We start from the raw sequence: 21,971 nt of genomic DNA on the forward strand, positions 1-21,971 counted from the left end.
CTACAACACCGTATATAAAAAATTGCTGCACTCCTATTCCATTGAAAATTTATTACTTTTATCAAAAAAGAAAATAGTATGAATAATTACGTTCCAAAAAACGCAACTTTTCATATACAAAAACGTTGTGTATCACGGTGGAATTTCCGCTGAAATTCTAACTCACAGTATATTTCAGAAAATCATTATGCGCTTCCGAGTTCGGAAAATTTTGGTTGAAAAATTATTTTTTATTCTAAATTCCATTTGGACTTTCTTTCGGAATTCACAATATGAATCGACATTGGAATCTGGAAAGAAATACTCTGAATTATCACTCAACTCTAAAAAGTTATACTCCGAATGTTTACTCAATTCTGAATACTTTTACTTTGAATTATTTTACAAGACAAAGCGACTCTCCTACTCTGAAAATTTACTTGGAACTTAAAGTTTTATGCACAACCTAAAAATATTTTTAATAAGAATCTAATGCAAGTAATACACGGAAAAAAATTGTACGAACGAATTGCCACTCAGACGAAAACTCACTGTGAGTCCGCAAAACACAACACCGCATAAAGCCAATGTGGGAAATCTCAAAAAGTTAAAAATTTATTTTTATTTACACCATACGCTTAAACTTATTCCTTATTTTTAAACTGAATTAAAAAATAAAAAAGTTTAAGCTAAGTGCTAGGTTGAAAATTTACGGATTTTAAAACCCCACACTGCCCTTATGCAAAAACGTTGTGTATCACGGTGGAATTTCCACTGAAATTCTAACTCACAGTATATTTCAGGAATTCATAATGCGCTTCCAAGTTCGGAAAATTTTGGTTGAAATATTATTTTTTATTCCAAATTCCATTTGGACTTTCTTTCGGAATTCACAATATGAATCGACACTCAGATCTTGAAAAACACTCTGAATTATCACTCAACTCTTAAAAGTTATACTCCGAATGTTTACTCAATTCTGAATAATTTTAATTATCCTACAAAACAGTGCGACTCTCCTACTCCGAATATTTACTTGCGACTTAAAGTTTTATGCGAAATCGAGAAATATTTTTAACGAGAATTAGTTCTACAATTCATAAAAAGAAAAAAAATGTACGAAGGAATTGCCACTCAGACGAAAACTCACTGTGAGTCCGCAAAACACAACACCGCATAAAGCCAATGTGGGAAATAGAAAAAAATTGAAAATTATTTATTATTTAAAAACGTTCACTTAAACTTATTCCCTATTTTTAATCACAAATTAAAAAATAAAAAAGTTTAAGCTAAGTGCTAGGTTGAAAATTTACGAATTTTAAAACCCCACACTGCCCTTATGCAAAAACGTTGCAAATAATTATGAAAAAACTAATTCTTTTATTAATTACACTTTCAACAATATATTCATTTGGTCAAAAAATACAATTTGTGAATGCTCCTAATGGATTAATCATTAGAAAAGAACCTAATAAAACATCCGAACGTATTGGAAAATTACAATATGGTGACAGAGTAGACATAATTAGAAAAACGGAGTTATCAATAAGTATAGTAGATGAAGGTTCAATTATAAACGGATATTGGACAGAGATTAAAGAAAATAATTATACTCCGACAGGTTTTATCTTTAATGGCTACCTTTCTACAAGTGTCATTAATAAAGGGAAAGAAACAAAGAATTTTTATCTAACAAAAATCCCACCCGTAATGATAAAAAATTACTGGTATAATATGATGAATTCAAAAGAGGCAAAAGCCGCAATTATATATCTAAGAAATAAGGAAAATGAAAGTATTTTTGACTTTTCAATTTCTAATCTTGAATCTTTCGAAAGTACAGATCTTTATGAATTAGGTAATAAGGGGTTGCTCAATGTCAAAAAAATAATCTCTGTAGCAATTAATTACAACTCTTGTTGCTCGAATCATTACTATACGCATTTATTACAAACTAATGAGAACAAAATAATCCAGCTGCCTGATTTTGATTATGTGCATTGCGACGGACCTGAACCTTACAAAGGTTATTTGTTTCCAGATGACACACACGGGAAAAAAGATAAAATATTATACGTAAAAATAAACCCATCAAATGATAGCATTCCTGAAAACGTTGAGATTTTAAAAACCTTTTCATGGAATGGGAAAAAACTAGTTCAAGAATAACTATTTACAACACCGTATAAAATTAATGTGGGTTTTTATGGTTTTCCTAAAGTTTTGGTTTATTTATAAAGTCCGCTTAAACTTATTTATCTATTTTTAGGTCGACAAGATAAAAACATAAAATAAGTATAAGCTCAGTGGCTCGGTCGACAATTCATGAATTGTCAAACTCCCACACTAATCTTATACAAAAACGTTGTACGCAATTCACGAAAAATGAAACAAGAAAAAGAAAATTTAATGGATTCTTTTATAAAAAAAAGCATTTCATTCTCTATTGATTCTATAAAACATTTAGGTGAAGAAAATGCCTATAAAACTTCCTTAGAAAATTCATTAATTAATAATTGTATATCTACTAGTGTTAAAAAAGACAGATACATAATTAAATTTATAATAGATGAGAAAATTGATAATCGTCTAATTAAAGAGGTTCGGGAAAAAACAATAAAAGAAAAAATTTCATTGTTAAAAAGTGACCAACAATTTATTATCAATGCAAATAGTACTAAAAGTATTAAAGAAACTTTAAGTACCCCTAGAATAATAGAAATTGAGGTTGAGAATTTTCAAAATGCTGATAATTCATTTTTTGACGATAAACAGCTAAGAATAATCATTCCAACAAGTAAAGAACCAGACTTTGATGTATTTGAAACTAAAGAATTAATTATTGAAAACACTACTATTTTCAGGGGATTAATTCAACTAAATATAAATAACAAATCATACGAATTATTCAAATATACAAATGAAGACACTAAAGAATCATTTTTGATAATTGATAGTATTGAAGAAAATGATTTTAACGAATTTAAAGATAATACTTCTTCAATATTATTAGCCTTCGGCTTCATTACGGGAAACTTATTTCAAGATGAATATTATTACCAAGTTATTGAGCACGACAATGTAACAATATCAAAAGCAACAGCATATTTCAAGAAAGAACCATCAATTCTTTCAAACGCTTCATTATTTGATCCACATGAATTTATTCAATACGTGGAACATATAAAACCTGAGCAGTCAATTGACCCAAAAAAATTATATTTAAGTTTTACTGGATTTTCAGAAATAGCAGAATTAATTAGTAGAAACTCGGAATTAAAAAGAAGTATTCAATTAATTTTAGAAGGACATCAAACAAAATTATTACTATTAAGAGCAGGAATATACTCAATCGCTTTAGAAACAATTACCGGTTTTATTTACGAAGAAAACAAGGAAAAATTAAAACCAATTAATGACAAAAAATTGGCAAAAAAAATTGTTTCAAAATTAAAAGAGTCTTTAGATGAATACGAAAGTTTTATTTCAGAGTATGGAAATAATGTTTTAAAATCCAAAATTGATAATTTAAACACTCCCACTAATGCAAAAAAATTATCAAAACCATTTGAATTATATGGGTTGAAACTATCTCCTGAAGAGTTAAAAATACTTAATCATCGTAATAAATTCTTACATGGTACATCGCCATTTGAGGAAACAGAATTGGCTGATAAAGAAAATGAAATTGCTTACATCACAAAAAAACTTCTTACTCTTAATAACTCTTTAATTTTAAAGTACTGTAACTATAAAGGACATTTGATAGATTACGGTGGATACCACCAATTAAATTGGGAAAACGAAGTAAAAGAACACCTTTTCAAAATAATATAAAACTGCGTACAACACCGTATAAAATTAATGTGGGTTTTTATTGTTTACTCCAAAGTTTTGGTTTATTTATAAAGTCCGCTTAAACTTATTTATCTATTTTTAGGTCGACAAGATAAAAACACAAAATAAGTATAAGCTCAGTGGCTCGGGTGACAATTCACGAATTGTCTACCTCCCACACTAATCTTATACAAAAACGTTGTAAAACATTGCGAAAAAAAATAGAATGTTAGAATTAATACTTTCAACTTTAGCGGAATTTGGCCTACTTCGTGAGGATTTTAAACATCATAAAAATATCACAAAGAAGGAAAAGGAAGATGGGATAAAAAGACCTGTACAAAGATATTTTTTACAACCCAGCTCTATTATAACAATTGCTGTATTTATTATAGGAATAATATCCGCAGCTATATTTGTACGATATCAACAAACATCAATTTTCCCGAAAAAGACTAAAAAAGAAATTGCAGAAATCTGTGAACGAATGGAAAGTTGGAATGAAAACCTTGGAAAATATCCAACTGAGATGAAAGAATTAATAGGAAACAATCCATTAAGACAAAATTGGAATAAAGACTCCTGGAATAGAGAGTATAAATTTATAGTTTCAGAAAACGGAAAAGAATTTTTAATAGCCTCCTCTGGCTCTGATGGAATATTTGGAACTGAGGATGATATAAAATCAGAAAAAATAAATTAAGAATAAAACCATAAGAAATTGGAAATCATAAAAAAAATTGTAACAATTATATTACTAGTAATTATTATATTCCTGTGGAATAAATATATTGTAACGTATATAGTATCTGGAGTAGTCAAATTTCATAAAAAGAATAATTCTCATAATCTGAATAAACAGCCTTTGAAAATTTTTGTAGACAACGAATCTGGAATAATAAAGTTCATGAGAATATTCTATTGGATAGGAGGAGTTTTAATAATATATGGAATAGCTAACGACTAAAACATTTTACAACACCGGCTATAATAAATTGCTTCGCTCCTATTCGCATTCAAAATTATTTTTCTAAATTACGGTCTTATAAAAGCTATGAAACTCAAGGTACGCAGTTTTAAAACACTCTGCATTGTTTTGGCTCAGCCCGGTTGCGGTTCGATTTCGCCAAAACGGTTCGTTTCAAAACCGCCAAACGCAACTAACCATAGCCAAAACCGTTGGGTGTAATTAAAAAAAAAGCTAACTAAATGACAGGAGAAAGAATAAACGAAAATTTACAGATATTTATTAAACACATTGATGCTATAAGAGATTCCCTTCCAATGACATTGCTTTTGTTAGAACCATATAATAAAAAAGCAAATGATGATTTTGAAGAATTTTTAAAAACAAACGTGAAAGAAATTGAGGATGACAACGGAGAGAAAAAATTAGTCGTCAAAGTTGAGGATTCACGAATTCTAGATAAATTAGAGAATAACGCTTCGACTTCTTCATTAGCTTATAAAATCATTCCTGAAAGTTTATTTGTTTCTCTTATTTCTCAATATGATGCTTTTCTAAATCGATTATTAAGGACTATTTATGAAATTAAACCTGAGCTACTAAACAATTCAGAAAGAAATCTAACTTTCTCACAATTAGTTGAGTTCAAAACAATAGAAAACGCAAGAGATTATATTATCGAAAAAGAAATAGACACAGTTCTTAGAAAAAGTCATTCTGAGCAATTTGATTACTTAGAGAATCGAATTGGTTTAAAATTAAGAGTTAATTTACCTATCTGGAAAACATTCATCGAAATTACAGAAAGGAGAAATCTTTTTGTACATTGTGATGGAGTAATATCAAATCAATACCTTAAAAATTGTTATGAACATAAGTGTAAAATTGAGAAACTAAAAGTTGGAGATAGATTAAGAGTTAGTCCTGAGTATTTTTCAGAAGCATACAAAGCTCTTTATGAATTATCTGTAAAACTTGCACATACAATTTGGAGAAAACTACTACTATCTGATTTAAAACAAGCTGATTTAAGACTAAACGATATATGTTATGAATTGCTTAATTCAAAATCGTTCAAATTAGCTGACATATTACTTACTTTTGGTTGCAAACAAAAAAGTCACTTTAATGAAACTATGAAAAATGTTTTAACAATAAATGCTGCTTTGTCAAAATATCTACAAAAAGAATTTAAAGAATGTAAAAAAATATTGGAATCAAAAGATTGGAGTGCTAGTAGCGATGATTTTAAAATTGCTAATGAGGTCTTATCAGACAACTATGACAATGTTTATGATCTAATGAAAAAAATAGGTAAAAACGGAGATATTGACAAGACAGATTATCGTGAATGGCCAGTTTTTTCAATCATTAGAAAAGAAGATGAATTTCAAAAAGTTTATAAAGAAATATTTGAAGAAGAATATGCAGTTTTAGAAACTCCTAAAAAACCAGTTCAAGAACTAGTTGAGAAAGAATTAAAGAAAAATAAAGAGCTTAAGGGTAAGACTATAAAAAAAGAAAAATCAGAAAAAGAGAAAAAAGCTGAAATGGAATAGTCAACTACACCCAACACCGTATAAAGTTAATGTGGGTTTTTATTTCTTGCCCAAAGTTTTAGGCTTATTTACTGTGTCACTTATACTTATTTAAGTATTTTTAGGTCGACAAGATAAAAACATAAAATAAGTATAAGCTTAGTGCTAGGCTGATAATCCTTCGATTATCAACTCCCACACTAACCTTATACAAAAACGTTGTATACAATTAAAAAAATGAGCTACACGAAAGAAATTTCTGATATTATTCAACATCGACTAATACGTAATGATGAAATTTTCGACTACTCGGAATTACCACTCGAAAGTCATTGCGATAAGCTTTATTTATATTATAAAAAATTAATTGAAAACAATTCAGATTTATATAATATTGAGCCTAATTTCTTTTTTTACAGAAATAAAAGAACAATTAATGCTAGGTAATATATCAAAGGGGAAAACACTTTAATAGGCATCAATATTGGAACAATAAATATGCTGAAAAATACATTTTTAGACAACGAAGAACGGACAGAAGAAATCTTCGGAAAACCAATTCAAAAGCTGAACGAAATTCTTATTGAAAAAAACAGTTCTGTTATGGAATTCATGTATTATTCTGCTATTATCTTTTTGATAAATCATGAAATCGGTCATTTAATTCAAAACAATGGAGAAAAAGATAAAAATTTTGATGAATCAATTAAAGATATAGAAGACTTTAATATTGAAAATCATATTTATGAAATTGACTCGGATGCATTCGCTTCTATGAAACTTACTCAAGACATTCATAATGTTTGGCTAAAGTTTGAAGATGAATATAAGACAGATGGATTTCTTTGTGACTTAATTTCTTTAGCGACTTCTGCAATTGGAATATTTAAGTTTTTCAATCTTAATGCAGAGAACGAAATTTACTATAAAGAAAAATCTCATCCACATGTTGCTATTAGATATATTTTAATACATGAAAATATCGTAAATTATATTTCCCATATTAGAAATTCGGAAATATCAGAGGAATTTAAAGATTCTATGATGTCTAATTCATTTTCTATGATAGATATTTTTAACAAATTTCATAAAGATTCATTTTTTGATAATTTCGCAAAAATATGTACTCAAAACTCAGATGATATATTTGAATATGGAATGTTTTTATTTAACGAAATAGCTAAAAACGAAAAAAGTGCATATTATAAAATGAAAGCTTTAGAAAAAAACTGTATACAACACCGGCTATAATAAATTGCTACACTCCTATAAGCATTTAAAATTATTTTTCTAAATTACGGTCTTATAAAAGCTATGAAACTCAAGGTACGCGATTTTAAAACACTCATAATGTTTTGGCTCAAGTACTGGACGGTTCGGTTCGCCAAAACGGGTCGTTTTAAAACCGCCAATCGCAACTTATCATAGCCAAAAACGTTGGGCAACACGGCGGACTTTACACAAAAGTCCTACTCACAGTTTATTAGAAGTTGTTTAGTTGCATTCCCCAGTACCGAAATTTACTCTGAAAATATCTGGAATTTAAATAGTTTAGAATTTTTAATTCCTCTTAGATCTTAGTTTCTTACATAGATAATCTTTGAAAAAAACTCTAACAAAATTGTACGAATAATCACTTCTTGTGAAAAAATCATGAATTATGGAATTGTGTGAATCCTCAGCACGAATGAGAATTTTTACGCAGGAAAATACTCAGACTTTTAGCTACTTTCGGAATGAAAATATGTATTTGGAAAAATTTTTCATCATGAAAACTAAAATTATGTAAATGCGAAAGAATTCTTACTCAGTCCGAAACTCGGCTGTGTGTCCGCAATGCCCAACACCGCATAAAGCCAATATGGAAAATAGAAAAAAATTGAAAATTATTTATTATTTAAAAACGTTCGCTTAAACTTATTCCCTATTTTTAATCACAAATTAAAAAATAAAAAAGTTTAAGCTAAGTGCTAGGTTGAAAATTCACGGATTTTAAAACCCACACTGCCCTTATGCAAAAACGTTGTGTGTAATTTTCAAACAAAATAAAGTTTCAATAATTTCTGAAAGTTTAAAAAGTTTTATCTATATTTGAATCATGGAATTTGAAGAGGCAAAAAATAAATACATACAAACCTGGGGTGCTTTAGGCTCACAATGGGGTATCAATAAAACTATGGCTCAAATTCATGCACTTTTAATGATTTCTGATGAACCATTGTCTATTGAAGAAATAATGGGAGAGTTACAGATTTCACGAGGAAACACATCAATGAATATTAGAGCATTAATTGATTGGGGAATTGTATTTAAAGAGTCAAAATCCGGTGAAAGAAAAGAGTTTTTTTCAGCTGAAAAAGACCTTGACAAATTAGCTGTTACAATTGCTCAAGAAAGAAGCAAACGAGAGATAAAACCTGCTTTGAGAATCTTAAAAGAAGTTTCAAGTATAAATACAAATCAAACGAAGTCGGAAAAACAATTCATTGAACAAACCGAACGATTATATAATTTCGTTTTAAAAGCTGATAATATGTTAGATAAAATAACTCAATATAAAGAAAATTGGTTGAGCAAATTATTTATTAAAATTTTGAAATAAAAAAAATTTAAAACAAAGTTTCAATAATTTCTGAAACTTCAAAAATAAAAAAAATGAATTATAACATTATAGGTTACATAATATATTTAATTCTTACTTCTGTAATAATTATCTATGTAGGAAATAGCTGTTATAAAAACGGTAATATTTTTATTAGAAACTTAATCAAAGAGGAAGTTGAATTGTCACTACAGATAAACAAAACCTTATTAATTGGATACTATTTGTTAAATATTGGTTACTCAGCAATAACTATAATTTCTTGGAATAATATTGATTCTTTCCATTACTTAATAGAAATAATATCTAAAAAAATATCAGTCATTATCTTAACGATAGCGGTATTACACTACTCAAATATATATTTGATCAAAAAATTCATTCACAAATTAATATAAACACAAAAAATATAAAATTATGGACACTACAAAAATTTTAATCGGTTATTCAGTTTATTTACCAATTGTAATATTTTTAACTCTTTATGTTTCTAGAACCCTTTTTAAAAATGGAAAAATTTATATGCTTGACATATTTAACGGTAGAGAAGAAATTGCAATGGCAACGAATAAATTATTTGAAACAGGGTTTTATCTTTTAAATATAGGATATGCTCTTCTTATACTCGAAATACAAATGACATCTAATAATTATCAAACACTCATAGAAAAATTAAGTTATAAAATAGGAGGTTTTTCAATATATCTTGGAATAATGCTTTTTATTAATCTATTTTTATTTTTTAGAGGTAAAAAGAAAACTTCTGAAAAAAGACAACAAACTACACACAACAACGTATAAAATTAATGTGGGTTTTTATTGTTTTCCCAAAGTTTTGGTTTATTTATAAAGTCCGCTTAAACTTATTTATCTATTTTTAGGTCGACAAGAATAAAAACATAAAATAAGTATAAGCTTGTGGCTCGGGTGACAATTCTTCGATTGTCTACCTCCCACACTAATCTTATACAAAAACGTTAGCATACATAAGAATTCAAAATATTATAATGACAAGAAATCTAATTTTTATTTTAAGCATATTTTTTTCGTATCAAAGTGTATTAGCCGACGATGCTCCAATTTGTTTTACTCATGGTGGAAATGTTAAACCTATTGAAAATAAGGACATACAAATGTATAGTGAGACTATAGATATAACATTATTCCCTACATATTATGAAGTTGAAGTAAATTATGTTTTTAAAAATAAAGGGAATGAACAAAAAGTAATTTTAGGTTTTCCTAGCAGTTCTAATTTTGACATGGATTTTAAAGCTTTCGATGGAGATGCAGAGCTCGAAATAACTAAAAGGAATTCAGATTGGGAATTTAAACCTAAAAACGGTCTGAGCTGTCAATATTTATCGAATCCTATAGACCAATTTGAATGCCATACAGTATTCTTTAAAAAAGGAGAAACAAAGTATATTAAGAATACATACCAACAAAGTTATGACCCTACATATCACAATGAACAAAAGAGCTCATTTTATTATATAGTAACGACTGGTGCATTTTGGAAAGATAAAATAACATCTATCGAACTCCGTGTAAATACAGAAAACGCTCCAAGAGATTTTGATTTGGAGAATGCTTTTATTAATCAATCTAAAACTTCAATTAAAAATTATTACAAAAAAATTGAGAATGTCGAACCTACAGAAGATTTTTATTTTGGAATAAAATACACAAGTAAATTAACAGCATACAATAGAACATCAACACTTTTTTCATCTGGTAATATCAATTATGGTATTGAAAACTTAGAAGATCAAGATGTAAGAACAGCATGGATTGAAGGTGAAAACGACTCCGGAATTGGTTCCGTTGTTAAATTTAAGAACTTTAACAAATCATCAAATTTAATAAATGGTATTGAAATAATTAATGGTTATGCAAAAAGCTATAATTCATTCATCGAAAACAATCGAGTTTCCATAATAAAAGTTACCGTAATTAATAAGTTTTATCATGAAGAATATGAGGTCATACAGGATTTTTATAATGGAAAATATAAAACAAAAGAAGAATACATATTTGCACTAAACGACACACCGTATATTCAATATCTTGAATTTGATTCACCTATTCAAGCAACAGAAGTGATATTTGAAATAATAGAAGTTTATAAAGGAACTAAATATGACGACACTGCTATTTCGGAAATTCACTTTTGTGAGAATGGAATTCGATACCAAGGAAAAACAAGTAATATTCCAATGCATATGTTTAAACAGAAGAAATAACGTATGCTAACACCGTATAAAATTAATGTGGGTTTTTATGGTTTCACCAAAGTTTTGGTTTATTTATAAAGTCCGCTTAAACTTATTTATCTATTTTTAGGTCCGACAAGATAAAAACACAAAATAAGTATAAGCTCAGTGGCTCGGCTGACAAAATAAAGTTTGTCTACCTCCCACACTAATCTTATACAAAAACGTTGGCAGTAATTAGGTGTGCCTAGCGTGTCCTCGGTATAAATCCCAACCAAAGTGCTTTTTTGCTTCCTCTACTGCAACGTCAATATCTTTATAATACCAAGGTTGGTCGTCTATCCCCGAAACAGCTTCAATATGTTTCCAGTATTTCTTGCCATACCAAGTTTTAAACTGTCTTTCAACAACCCAACCTTTACTATGTTTCTTTACCCTAACTTTAGGCATATTTACTAAGTGCATAATCAAAAATTAACTACCGCCAACACTATATAAAAATAATAGCTAAGGCAGTGTTTAACTATTATTTGTTTTCTATTTACTTACCATATTCCCGACGTCAGGCAAATGGTCTATTTATACGCTACTATTCTTATATTTTAACGTTGCCAACAATTATGAAAAAAAGCTGCATTTCATTTTTGACATTCTTGAGCCTAATTTTAATGAGTGGAACTTGTCCCAAAATTAAAAATACGGAAACAGGTTGGGCTGGATTCGAGCATATGATGACTGTCTCAACATATACTTTGCTTGTTGAGAAAATTGAAACAAAATCGGATAGAGTAATTTTTAGAGTTGTTAGAGATTATAAGGAAAATTACAACCGTAATCAATTAACAATTTTAGACGGAGATCCTTCGTATACTACAAATCATGCAATAGAAAGGCTGAGAAGCGGCGATAAGTGGTTATTGAACATAATTTCAATTGACAAAACTCAGGCAGAATTTTATTTATCTATATGTTGGGAAGATGCTATAAATGTATCGCATGAATTTACTACAGCTGTTGTAAACTCAAATAAACCAGATGATTTAAAAAAGTGGAGTATTAACGAATTAGAAAAAGAACTAAACATTACAATTATTAAAAATGATAATAATCTATATTTTTGGCTAATATTATTATTTGTAGGACTATTCACTATAGGAAAACGATTTTTATACCGAAAATAATCTGGACGTAAAAAACTGTAGGCAACACCGTATAAAATTAATGTGGGTTTTTATGGTTTTCCAAAAGTTTTGGTTTATTTACAAAGTCCGCTTAAACTTATTTATCTATTTTTAGGTCGACAAAAATAAAAACACAAAATAAGTATAAGCTCAGTGGCTCGGCTGACAAAATAAAGTTTGTCTACCTCCCACACTAATCTTATACAAAAACGTTGGGGTATATTAGAAAAAATGAATATAAAAATCACATCCATACTATTAATCTTAACCTTATTATTTCTTGGATTAATATATGGACTCCCCATTGAAGTAAGAATTCAGCCAGCATATAGAATTTTTCATTTAGGAGCCTCAATACTAATCGGAGTAACATTTTTTATATTAATTCTGATTGGATCGAAAATAAAACAAAAAAAATTAAAAGCTATATTACTTAGTCTTATAGGAATTACAGCTTTCCCCTTTGTTTGGGTAGGAATTTGGAATTTATCAAACTCTGCAAAAGACTTAGCTTTGCGAGATATATCCGAATATAAAAATGAAAACGGAGAAATTATAGTTAAACAATATCTAGAATTAAGTGGTTCAATTCATCATTATCAAAATAGAAAAATATTACATGACTTTAAAAACGGTATCCGGATTTCATATTTATACCCTGACAAAAACATAAATGGTATTTGGGAATATCACTCTTATGATTTTGAAAACGGATTTATTTCACAAAGAGACACTACTTATATTTCGGAATTTAAGAATGGGCGCGAGATAAAATAAACATACCCCAACACCGGCTATAATAAATTGCTTCGCTCCTATTCGCATTCAAAATTATTTTTCTAAATTACCGTCTTATAAAAGCTATGAAATTCAAGGTATGCAGTTTTAAAACACTCATAATGTTTTGGCTCAAGTACTGGTCGGTTCGGTTCGCCAAAACGGGTCGTTTTAAAAATGCCAACCGCAACTTATCATAGCCAAAACCGTTGTACAATATTACGAAAATGAATAAAAATCCTGAAATCGAATTACGTGGAAAAATCATTGCTTCTAGTTTGAATGTCGAAGATTCAATGACTCGAATTATTCATAATTTTTTATATCCTAAATCAAAGGACAAAGAAAGTCAAATGATTTATTTCAGTGAAATAATAATTCCATTAGGATTTAGCAAAAAGAAAGAAATTTTAAAAAAGATATTGAATACTGAACGGTATAAAACATTAATCACCCCTATTTTAGAAAACGAGAAATTAATTGGAAAAACAAAACAATTTAAAGATTACAATAGTTATACCTCATACATTATAAAAACCCTAGATAATGTCATCAAAGACCGAAATATAATTGCTCATGGATATGATTTTACTTTGGGTTTTCCATATTTAGCTTCAAAAGGAAATATAGTTTTAGCTAATAAAGCAAAGATGTATAAATACTCAGAAGAAAATATATCTGAGTTCTATGATAAAGCTGAAAAGCTTGTTTACTTTTTAAACTTATTACATATTGAAATATGAGTACAATTATACCAATTGATGAAAGGTTAATTAGGCATAGCCAACTAACTGAAAAAATATCCGAAAGCTTACTACTAATATTAGTTGAAAACTATAATTCTGATAATTTATCATTAGGCCATAACAACGGAGAAATAATTTCAGAAATTGAAATTTATTATACTTGTGTAGGTAGTGAGTTTGAAAATGAATTTTTAACTCTAAGATATAAAGACGTTGAATTTGGTTCACCATATGACATTATTTTTGAATGCCGAGGGAACGATTCAACTTCTGAATTAATTGTTAATTTATCTGACGATATGGTAAATCAACTTCCCGAAACAATGAAACTAAAAATGTCTGATAAAGTATTTGAAATCTTAACAGAATAAACATTGTACAACAACGTATAAAATTAATGTGGGTTTTAGGTTAACTCCAAAGTTTTGGTTTATTTATAAAGTCCGCTTAAACTTATTTCTCTATTTTTAGGTCGACAAAGAAAAAAACATAAAATAAGTATAAGCTCAGTGGTTCGGCTGACAAAATAAAGTTTGTTTACCTCCCACACTAATCTTATACAAAAACGTTACCTGCAAGCACCCTAAAAAATAAAAATGTCTACAGAAAATATTTTAAATGAAATGGACTTACCAGCATCTAGTCCAAACGTAGAATTAGAGACTATTTCTAGAGACAAATTAAGACCTCTTTTTGATTCTAAAAAATTCATTCTTAGAGATGAAGATGTTAGAGATAACGGAATTGACTTGTCAGGTGAAATTATTTACAAAAGTAGAGTGACTAACTTCAGGTTTGTAATCCAATTAAAAGCAACAGAAAGTATAAATTTTAATGTAGATAGTAGTTTTAGTCTGTCATTAAACACTTCGAATATAAATTATTTACTTAACAATGGTATGCCAGCATACTATATACTTTATTCAACAGAAAAGGATTTATTCTATTACGAGAATGTTGACTCTTTTGTAAAAGAATTAAACGAAAAAAAAAATAATTGGAAAGAACAAAAATCGCATGTACTAAGATTTAAAAAGATTTTAAATTATGAATCAATAGATGAAATATTTGAAACGACTAGGAAAAGAGGAGTTGCGCAAAGAAAAATAACTGAAAAAAACATACAATTATCAACAGCTATTGGTGAAAAAGGTAAAATTCATATCGATAAAAACTTAAACATCTATGATGATTCTGAAATTAGAGAATTAATTGAAAATGGTGGTTTTCAACTTATTAATCAAGGTAGGTGGCTAGATGTAATTAAACTTCACAATAGAGCATCTAACACCGTCAATTCCACTTCTATTTATAATGTTATTTTAGGCGTAAGCTATTATAATTCAGGTGATTTAATTAATGCCTATTCATTTTTAAAAAAAGCAAAAAAAATAAATACTGGTTTAAAGGAAGAAGTCAAACAATACTTAGAATATTACACTCATTCATCGAGATACTCATTGGGTCTAATAACTGAAGAAGAATACAATCAAGAAGTTAACAAGGTTGACTCTGAAAGCTTTTTCTATCCATATACAAAATTAGAAAATCTAAAATATAAATTCTCTCTAAAGGACCAACAATCGGAAGAAGAATACCAAAATTTATTAAAGGATATTGACTTAATAATTAACGACCCAAAGAATGATGATAATGTAAAAATATGTGCCTCGATTGAATATATATCTTATTTAGGCTCTTTTCTAAATATGTCGTTTTTTAAAAAAATTTGTCTCATGAATGCAAATCCTCTTATATACACAAACGAGCATAGAATAAGCGAAGCGAATAAGTTTATTGAAAATTATAATATAATTAATAGACAATATAGTCAGATTCAAAAAGAAGCTCTAGAATGTGATAATCTTTTTAATTATTTCATTTCTAAAAATAATTGTATCAAATTTAATTATGAATTAGACTACATGTCGAGTTATCTTATTCATAAAACAACTGAAAAACTTTATAAACCAGATTCAGATAAAAAAAACCAATTTACCGAATATCTAGAACAATTAGATAAAGCTTGTCAATTTTACGAAAGAGTTGGTCATATCCAAAATTTAAATGTTTCTTTATCTATCAAATTTGAATTATTAAAATACATTGGACAAGATAAACAAGCAACTATCATTAAGGAGAACATCAAAGATAACATAGAAGTCTACGAGTTAAACGAACAGAAGAAACGATTTGAATCCTTAATCAATGACGGTACGAGCCATGAGATATTTGCGAAATTTATAAACGATATTGATACTAAGAATCAAGCCAACAAAATAAAGTTAAAAAAAATGAGAAAGGAATTAGAATCATTCGATATTAGCGAAACTAATTCTGAAAAATTAGTGTATGAAAACACATATCAAATTCAATTGTTTCCAATTGGCTTTTTTAAGTTTCCTAAAAACAAAATGGATTTAGTATTTGAAATTTTAAATATTGCTGATACAGCTAAATCAAACTTTATATTTATGTTTGAAAACTCGATCATACCAATCGCAAATACATATTACAAACTTATAAAACATGAAGGCTCTCAAAATGGAAAACTAGCTTTAAAAGGATTCGAAAATTTTGAAAACATGTATCGAATTAGAAAAGCTTTTTTTGAAAACAAGTTTTACAGAATAGAAACAAAATAGCCAGCAGGTAACACCGTATATAAAAAATTGCTACACTCCTCTTCTGTTGAAAAATTCAGTACTTTTATAAAAAACAAAACAGCTTGAAAAATTACGTTTCAAAAAACGCAACTTTTCATATACAAAACCGTTGGCATTAATACTGAAAAAATGAAAATTAAAACGTCCGCAAAAACAATTAACGGTAAGCTTAGAGATAGCATTTTGAAAGGTTGGAGTGAGAAAGAGTCTAACTCATATGATTCAAACCTCACTAATAAAAATTATTATAAGAAACTGAGTTTACCTATACAAATTATGATTAAAGGACATAAAATAAATATTAGGTTCCCTTCAAAATTAGTTATTAATGAAAAAAATAATCAAATTATAATTAATCTTTACACCGATTTGAACAAGGCCTTTTTTATTGCTCTGCTAATAGGAGTAATTCCGTCATATTTATTTATGTATCTATATCAAGAAATTTTTTATTTCATTATATCTGGAATACTAATTTCAATATTTATTTTTGGAATAATGTATGCGAGAATTATGAAAATAAGTAAGAATTATATCAATAAGTTCTCGTTTTGAACTGATTGAAAATATATAGGTAGAATAACTAAAAATAATCGTACGAATAAAAGGTAAATTATAAAAAAGCACTAAATGCCAACACCGTATAAAATTAATGTGGGTTTTTAGTTTTTGTCCAAAGTTTTGGTTTATTTATAAAGTCCGCTTAAACTTATTTATCTATTTTTAGGTCGATAAGAATAAAAACACAAAATAAGCATAAGCTCAGTGGCTCGGCTGACAAAATAAAGTTTGTCTACCTCCCACACTAATCTTATACAAAAACGTTGTACTTAATTTACCAACTCTGCTGTAAAAATGACACCTAATGAATATAAAAATATTGCTCAGCATGAAATCATTTTTAAATTACGTTCTTTTTTTAACCTTAAATTTTGCAAAAAAAAGAGCAAATAAAATGCTGCATAACACATATGAGAAAAATGTTCAACTTGCATTTATATATAGACTTGCATTCATCATCTTTTTTTCTGCAATTTTTATCATTCTTAATTTTGCGTCTATTTTTAATTTTAAGTCGAATTACCTTGGTTACATCTGCGTATTCTTGTTTCTTATGACCATGATAGCAGTAGTGTTCGAGCCTTTCATAAACTTTAAAAAGATTGAGAATATCACTTTTGAAAATGAAGAAATACGAAAGAACCGAATTATCCTATGGACAATAATAACATTAGTCGCTATAAGATGTACTTTGCTTTTTATTAGTAAATAGTATTATGCACGAATAAGAACTACCGAATGAAATTATACTTTGACAAGAATAACATTAAAAGTTACATAAGAATATCCATTAGAAATAAGAACACTAAATGAGATCAAAAAACTAAGTACAACACCGTATAAAATTAATGTGGGTTTTTATGGTTTTTCCAAAGTTTTGGTTTATTTATAAAGTCCACTTAAACTTATTTATCTATTTTTAGGTCGACAAGATAAAAACACAAAATAAGTATAAGCTCAGTGGCTCGGCTGACAAAATAAAGTTTGTCTACCTCCCACACTAATCTTATACAAAAACGTTGTACACAATTAAATACCAAAAATGGACTATTCATTAATAATATCGATAATTGCAATCATCATCGCCGCGATATCTTTATATCAAACTTTTATTAAAAATACTTCAGACCGAAATATTGAAACTCATCTATTAAGGAACAGTCTTAGAGAAAACGTATTGCAATCAAGTTATCAAGTACGAAATCTTTTAAAAGAAATTTTAAATTCGGAAAACTTTAAAGAAAAAAATGAAATAATGTCTGAACTCATGAAAACTAGCAAAGGACTTGAAAAAATTCATAAGACTCTGAGTGAAGAAATAAATTCTAATACGAAACTAAATGCTAAAATTTTAATTGGATTAAATAGTATTTCTTCTTCTATGAATGAATTTAACATTGTGCTTTCACAAGCGCAAATAAATAATAAGAATAAAGATTATAAAATTTTATTGAGCTCAAGTAAAACATTAAGAGAAAGACTTTGGAATTCAACTAAGGACAAATAACAGTGTACAACATCGTATATAAAAAATTGCTACACTCTTAGTCTGTTGAAAAATTCGTTACTTTTATAAAAAACAAAATAGCATGAAAAATTGCGTTTCAAAAACCGCAACTTTTCATATACAAAAACGTTGGCGGTCAGCGAAAAACTACAGAGATATTGTTTATAAAACATAAAAATTGATATTGTCATGAATAAATTATTGATTCCATTTATTGTAATCTGTATTTCAATGTCTAATATTTACTCTCAGAAAAAAACTATTAGAGGAAAACTGATTTCTGAGAGTTTTGAAACTTTGCCAGGAGTTTCAATTATGATTGATAATGCTGTTGAAATTGGTAAAACAGATTTAAACGGATTTTTTCAAATAGACATCCCTATTTCCACGAAAAAAATATTATTTGAATTTGTTGGAATGGAATCAGAAACCATACAACTCGTGGATAAGTGTCATGAAATTGAGTTTGTAATGATGTACACCTATACTTATGATTTTATAACTTTAAAAAGAGCTGAAAGGAAGAGAAAAAAAAGATTTAAAAAACTTCCTAAAATTCATAAACAGGCATTTGAAAAAAATATATTCAAAACTGAGAAAGCATGTTATATTCGAGAGTTTGAATCATATTAGTTGAATTAGAATTCTCAAGAAAAATATGAAATCTCTTATTTGAGAGAATCAAATATATAAGCCAAGTAAGAAAAAACGCCGAACCGCCAACAACGTATAAAATTAATGTGGGTTTTTATGGTTTAGCCTAAAGTTTTGGTTTATTTATAAAGTCCGCTTAAACTTATTTATCTATTTTTAGGTCGACAAAGAAAAAAACACAAAATAAGTATAAGCTTGTGGCTCGGCTGACAAAATAAAGTTTGTCTACCCCCACACTAATCTTATACAAAAACGTTGTAGTTCATAAACTCAAATGTAAAATCCTGAAATAGGTTGACTAAAAATTAAACACTTTTAGTTAAACTATGGAGACAAACAAAAAACCACCCTGCCGAAAAAAGAGCTACAATAAAGTAGGCTTCGAACTCAAACTTTTCATCATTGATCAAATTCATAATGGTAGAATTTCTATCAATTATGCAGCTAAGAAATATGATATTTCTAGACCAACTATTCAGTACTGGATTAAAAAATATAGTACTTTAGAGCAAAAGAAATTAGGCATGAGTAAACAGGATGAAATTAAAAGACTTAAAGAGAAAATTGAGGAACTGGAATTTGTAAAAGACTTTCAACAAGATATAATTGCTGACATGGAACTTATTACAGGAGTCGATATGTCAAAAAAGTCATTGCCCAAAACATTAGCAGACGAGATTCAGAAAAAGAAGCAAAACCGTTTAAAAGAAAATGGTTAATACAATGTTTTGGGATTAGTAAACAAGCCTTCTATAAACGCTTAAAATCTCATCAAATTAAACAAAATAACGAGCTTATTTTAATTCAAATGGTAAAGCAATGTCGTAACCAGATTGGACAGAGATTAGGCGCTAAAAAACTATATCATGAACTTAAAGAAGATATCAAAAAACAAGGTATCAAAATAGGTAGAGATAAATTCTATGCATTCCTTAAAGTCAATAGACTACTGGTTCCTAGAACAAAAAGGTTCCATATAACAACCAACTCTAATCATCACTTTTATAAATACAAAAACCTAGTAACTAATAAAGTTCCAACCAGAGCAGAACAATTTTGGGTAACCGATATAACCTACATTAAAACGCAAAAAGGACACAGTTATTTGGCTTTAGTAACAGACGCTTATTCTAAGAAAATAATGGGTTATAAATTAGACGACAATATGAGAACATCTCTTTGTATAGATGCTTTAAAAATGGCTCTTAAAAATCGTAAATACCCAGGTAAAAAATTGATTCATCATTCGGATAGAGGAATACAATATTGCAATCCAACCTATACCCTATTTGCAGAATCAAACGGATTAACAATGAGTATGACAGAGAAATATGACCCGTATGAAAATGCTATTGCTGAGAGAATAAACAGAACTTTAAAATATGAATACGGACTAAAACTTACAATTAAAAACACTAAATTAGCACAGAAGATTACAAAAAGAGCTATTAATATTTATAACAATATTCGACCACATTTAAGTCTTGATTTAAATACTCCTAAACAGGTTCATCTAAATCAAAATATTGACTACAAATCGTATCGGAAAAATAAAAACAAACTGGAATTATTAACCATTTAATCATTAAAAAAAGGTCAACCTATTTCAGGACAATACACTTTACACGAAAGTCCTACACACAGTAAATTAGAAGTTGTTTAGTTGCCTTCCCGAGTACCGAAATTTACTATGAAAATATTCTGGAATTTTAATCATCTGTACTTTTAAAATTCTCTTGATTTTTAGCTTCTTACGTTGTGAATCTTTAACAAAAGAATATTCCTTATAAAATAGCACGAATTACCATTTCTTGTGAAAAAATCATGAAATATGTAATGGTGTGAATCCTCAACACGAATGAGAATTTTTACGCAGGAAAATACTCATACTTTTAAATAATTACGGTATGAATATATTTATCTGAAAATTATTTTCATCATGAAAACTAAAATAATGTAAACACGAAAGAATTCTTACTCAGTCCGAAACTCGGCTGTGTGTCCGCAATGCCCAACACCGCATAAAGCCAATGTGGGAAATAGAAAAAATTTGAAAATTATTTATTATTTAAAAACGTTCGCTTAAACTTATTCCCTATTTTTAATCACAAATTAAAAAATAAAAAAGTTTAAGCTAAGTGCTAGGTTGAAAATCCACGGATTTTAAAACCCCACACTGCCCTTATGCAAAAACGTTGGCAGCAAGTTTGACCAAATCAGAACGCGAATTGAAAAACCGAAAATGAAAAGAATTTTATCCCTAATTATTGTTTTGAGTTTAACTAGTTGCAGATATTTTAATGTTAGTCCTGTAAACGGAATAACAACTAAAAATTTGACTGATGAACCAACTCAATCGGAAATGATTGGAATTTGGGAAGTGGATAAATTCAGTTATGAATTAAATGAGCAAAAAGGATATGAAAAGAAAAAAATTGAACTAAATTTAAAGGAGAACGGAACTTTTAAAATTACCAACTTGCCGAATTATATCAATGTGTTTGACCAAACTGACGAAAAGTTTGTGAATACAAACGGAACTTGGAGAATTGGAAAAGACTTTAAAGGAGAGAAATGGGTTTTAAATATTAGATTTGACAAAAGCGATTTGTATAAAAATGGAATGACAACTTCATATGATTTATATTTACAAGACGATGGAATTATAATTTGGTATTTTATCGGAGACCCAGATTCTGGAGAAAGATTTTTGTACCGAAAAAAATAAAACCAGCTGCCA

The 21,971-nt window shown here is 28.3% G+C and carries 20 protein-coding genes; 19 read left to right on the plus strand and 1 reads right to left on the minus strand.

Features of this window, described 5'->3' with window-relative positions:
* Nucleotides 1–1,341 precede the first annotated feature (1,341 nt).
* The 9 genes from AC2DGP_RS03575 to AC2DGP_RS03615 all read left to right on the plus strand — a co-directional run bounded on the left by AC2DGP_RS03575 (nt 1,342) and on the right by AC2DGP_RS03615 (nt 11,169).
* The gene (locus AC2DGP_RS03575; protein ID WP_484491660.1) at nt 1,342–2,148 is read left to right on the plus strand and encodes an SH3 domain-containing protein; all 807 of its coding nucleotides are present in this window, start codon (nt 1,342–1,344) and stop codon (nt 2,146–2,148) included.
* 216 nt (nt 2,149–2,364) lie between these two features.
* The gene (locus AC2DGP_RS03580) at nt 2,365–3,816 is read left to right on the plus strand and encodes a hypothetical protein (protein ID WP_484491661.1); all 1,452 of its coding nucleotides are present in this window, start codon (nt 2,365–2,367) and stop codon (nt 3,814–3,816) included.
* Between the two features lie 226 nt (nt 3,817–4,042).
* Entirely contained in the window at nt 4,043–4,519 is a 477-nt protein-coding gene (locus AC2DGP_RS03585) for a type II secretion system protein GspG (RefSeq protein ID WP_484491662.1), read from the plus strand.
* Between the two features lie 506 nt (nt 4,520–5,025).
* Nucleotides 5,026–6,342 carry a hypothetical protein gene (locus tag AC2DGP_RS03590; protein WP_484491663.1) on the plus strand — a complete coding sequence of 439 codons (1,317 nt, stop codon included), beginning with the start codon at nt 5,026–5,028 and terminating at the stop codon, nt 6,340–6,342.
* A 216-nt stretch (nt 6,343–6,558) separates the two neighbouring features.
* Complete coding sequence (locus tag AC2DGP_RS03595) at nt 6,559–6,768, plus strand: hypothetical protein (protein WP_484491664.1); 210 nt, start codon at nt 6,559–6,561, stop codon at nt 6,766–6,768.
* A gap of 51 nt (nt 6,769–6,819) precedes the next feature.
* Nucleotides 6,820–7,572, plus strand: a complete 753-nt coding sequence (locus AC2DGP_RS03600) for a hypothetical protein (RefSeq protein WP_484491665.1) — start codon at nt 6,820–6,822, stop codon at nt 7,570–7,572.
* 847 nt (nt 7,573–8,419) lie between these two features.
* Nucleotides 8,420–8,923 carry a GbsR/MarR family transcriptional regulator gene (locus AC2DGP_RS03605; RefSeq protein WP_484491666.1) on the plus strand — a complete coding sequence of 168 codons (504 nt, stop codon included), beginning with the start codon at nt 8,420–8,422 and terminating at the stop codon, nt 8,921–8,923.
* 417 nt (nt 8,924–9,340) lie between these two features.
* Nucleotides 9,341–9,724 (plus strand): hypothetical protein, encoded by a 384-nt coding sequence (locus AC2DGP_RS03610; RefSeq protein ID WP_484491667.1) that lies wholly within the window; start codon nt 9,341–9,343, stop codon nt 9,722–9,724.
* A gap of 206 nt (nt 9,725–9,930) precedes the next feature.
* Nucleotides 9,931–11,169: an NADase-type glycan-binding domain-containing protein gene (locus AC2DGP_RS03615; protein WP_484491668.1), complete on the plus strand. Its 1,239-nt coding sequence runs from the start codon at nt 9,931–9,933 to the stop codon at nt 11,167–11,169.
* 207 nt (nt 11,170–11,376) lie between these two features.
* Here AC2DGP_RS03615 and AC2DGP_RS03620 read toward each other — a convergent pair whose 3' ends face one another.
* Entirely contained in the window at nt 11,377–11,604 is a 228-nt protein-coding gene (locus AC2DGP_RS03620; protein ID WP_484491669.1) for a hypothetical protein, read from the minus strand.
* Nucleotides 11,605–11,807: 203 nt separating this feature from the next.
* Here AC2DGP_RS03620 and AC2DGP_RS03625 point away from each other — a divergent pair, with 203 nt between their 5' ends.
* From AC2DGP_RS03625 to AC2DGP_RS03670, 10 genes are all read left to right on the plus strand, one after another.
* Entirely contained in the window at nt 11,808–12,320 is a 513-nt protein-coding gene (locus AC2DGP_RS03625; RefSeq protein ID WP_484491670.1) for a hypothetical protein, read from the plus strand.
* A gap of 231 nt (nt 12,321–12,551) precedes the next feature.
* The gene (locus tag AC2DGP_RS03630) at nt 12,552–13,097 is read left to right on the plus strand and encodes a hypothetical protein (RefSeq protein ID WP_484491671.1); all 546 of its coding nucleotides are present in this window, start codon (nt 12,552–12,554) and stop codon (nt 13,095–13,097) included.
* Nucleotides 13,098–13,324: 227 nt separating this feature from the next.
* Nucleotides 13,325–13,840, plus strand: a complete 516-nt coding sequence (locus AC2DGP_RS03635) for a hypothetical protein (protein WP_484491672.1) — start codon at nt 13,325–13,327, stop codon at nt 13,838–13,840.
* Complete coding sequence (locus tag AC2DGP_RS03640; protein ID WP_484491673.1) at nt 13,837–14,214, plus strand: hypothetical protein; 378 nt, start codon at nt 13,837–13,839, stop codon at nt 14,212–14,214. The genes AC2DGP_RS03635 and AC2DGP_RS03640 overlap by 4 nt, the downstream gene beginning before the upstream one ends.
* A 225-nt stretch (nt 14,215–14,439) precedes the next feature.
* A complete protein-coding gene (locus tag AC2DGP_RS03645; RefSeq protein ID WP_484491674.1) occupies nt 14,440–16,488 on the plus strand; it encodes a DUF4365 domain-containing protein in 2,049 nt (682 codons plus the stop codon).
* Between the two features lie 1,624 nt (nt 16,489–18,112).
* The gene (locus AC2DGP_RS03650) at nt 18,113–18,577 is read left to right on the plus strand and encodes a hypothetical protein (protein ID WP_484491675.1); all 465 of its coding nucleotides are present in this window, start codon (nt 18,113–18,115) and stop codon (nt 18,575–18,577) included.
* A gap of 189 nt (nt 18,578–18,766) precedes the next feature.
* Nucleotides 18,767–19,210: a carboxypeptidase-like regulatory domain-containing protein gene (locus AC2DGP_RS03655; protein ID WP_484491676.1), complete on the plus strand. Its 444-nt coding sequence runs from the start codon at nt 18,767–18,769 to the stop codon at nt 19,208–19,210.
* Nucleotides 19,211–19,557: 347 nt separating this feature from the next.
* Complete coding sequence (locus AC2DGP_RS03660) at nt 19,558–19,950, plus strand: transposase (RefSeq protein WP_484491652.1); 393 nt, start codon at nt 19,558–19,560, stop codon at nt 19,948–19,950.
* A gap of 14 nt (nt 19,951–19,964) precedes the next feature.
* Nucleotides 19,965–20,813 (plus strand): IS3 family transposase, encoded by an 849-nt coding sequence (locus AC2DGP_RS03665; RefSeq protein ID WP_484492479.1) that lies wholly within the window; start codon nt 19,965–19,967, stop codon nt 20,811–20,813.
* A 660-nt stretch (nt 20,814–21,473) separates the two neighbouring features.
* The gene (locus tag AC2DGP_RS03670; protein ID WP_484491677.1) at nt 21,474–21,959 is read left to right on the plus strand and encodes a hypothetical protein; all 486 of its coding nucleotides are present in this window, start codon (nt 21,474–21,476) and stop codon (nt 21,957–21,959) included.
* Nucleotides 21,960–21,971 lie beyond the last annotated feature (12 nt).

This window comes from Flavicella sp. IMCC45537 (genome assembly GCF_057197705.1).

Excerpts from the sequence above, each read along its gene's own strand:
- AC2DGP_RS03575 (WP_484491660.1), top strand. The coding sequence starts at position 1,342 with ATGAAAAAACTAATTCTTTTATTAATTACACTTTCAACAATATATTCA.
- AC2DGP_RS03580 (WP_484491661.1), top strand. The coding sequence starts at position 2,365 with ATGAAACAAGAAAAAGAAAATTTAATGGATTCTTTTATAAAAAAAAGC.
- AC2DGP_RS03585 (WP_484491662.1), top strand. The coding sequence starts at position 4,043 with ATGTTAGAATTAATACTTTCAACTTTAGCGGAATTTGGCCTACTTCGT.
- AC2DGP_RS03590 (WP_484491663.1), top strand. The coding sequence starts at position 5,026 with ATGACAGGAGAAAGAATAAACGAAAATTTACAGATATTTATTAAACAC.
- AC2DGP_RS03595 (WP_484491664.1), top strand. The coding sequence starts at position 6,559 with ATGAGCTACACGAAAGAAATTTCTGATATTATTCAACATCGACTAATA.
- AC2DGP_RS03600 (WP_484491665.1), top strand. The coding sequence starts at position 6,820 with ATGCTGAAAAATACATTTTTAGACAACGAAGAACGGACAGAAGAAATC.
- AC2DGP_RS03605 (WP_484491666.1), top strand. The coding sequence starts at position 8,420 with ATGGAATTTGAAGAGGCAAAAAATAAATACATACAAACCTGGGGTGCT.
- AC2DGP_RS03610 (WP_484491667.1), top strand. The coding sequence starts at position 9,341 with ATGGACACTACAAAAATTTTAATCGGTTATTCAGTTTATTTACCAATT.
- AC2DGP_RS03615 (WP_484491668.1), top strand. The coding sequence starts at position 9,931 with ATGACAAGAAATCTAATTTTTATTTTAAGCATATTTTTTTCGTATCAA.
- AC2DGP_RS03620 (WP_484491669.1), bottom strand. The coding sequence starts at position 11,604 with ATGCACTTAGTAAATATGCCTAAAGTTAGGGTAAAGAAACATAGTAAA.
- AC2DGP_RS03625 (WP_484491670.1), top strand. The coding sequence starts at position 11,808 with ATGAGTGGAACTTGTCCCAAAATTAAAAATACGGAAACAGGTTGGGCT.
- AC2DGP_RS03630 (WP_484491671.1), top strand. The coding sequence starts at position 12,552 with ATGAATATAAAAATCACATCCATACTATTAATCTTAACCTTATTATTT.
- AC2DGP_RS03635 (WP_484491672.1), top strand. The coding sequence starts at position 13,325 with ATGAATAAAAATCCTGAAATCGAATTACGTGGAAAAATCATTGCTTCT.
- AC2DGP_RS03640 (WP_484491673.1), top strand. The coding sequence starts at position 13,837 with ATGAGTACAATTATACCAATTGATGAAAGGTTAATTAGGCATAGCCAA.
- AC2DGP_RS03645 (WP_484491674.1), top strand. The coding sequence starts at position 14,440 with ATGTCTACAGAAAATATTTTAAATGAAATGGACTTACCAGCATCTAGT.
- AC2DGP_RS03650 (WP_484491675.1), top strand. The coding sequence starts at position 18,113 with ATGGACTATTCATTAATAATATCGATAATTGCAATCATCATCGCCGCG.
- AC2DGP_RS03655 (WP_484491676.1), top strand. The coding sequence starts at position 18,767 with ATGAATAAATTATTGATTCCATTTATTGTAATCTGTATTTCAATGTCT.
- AC2DGP_RS03660 (WP_484491652.1), top strand. The coding sequence starts at position 19,558 with ATGGAGACAAACAAAAAACCACCCTGCCGAAAAAAGAGCTACAATAAA.
- AC2DGP_RS03670 (WP_484491677.1), top strand. The coding sequence starts at position 21,474 with ATGAAAAGAATTTTATCCCTAATTATTGTTTTGAGTTTAACTAGTTGC.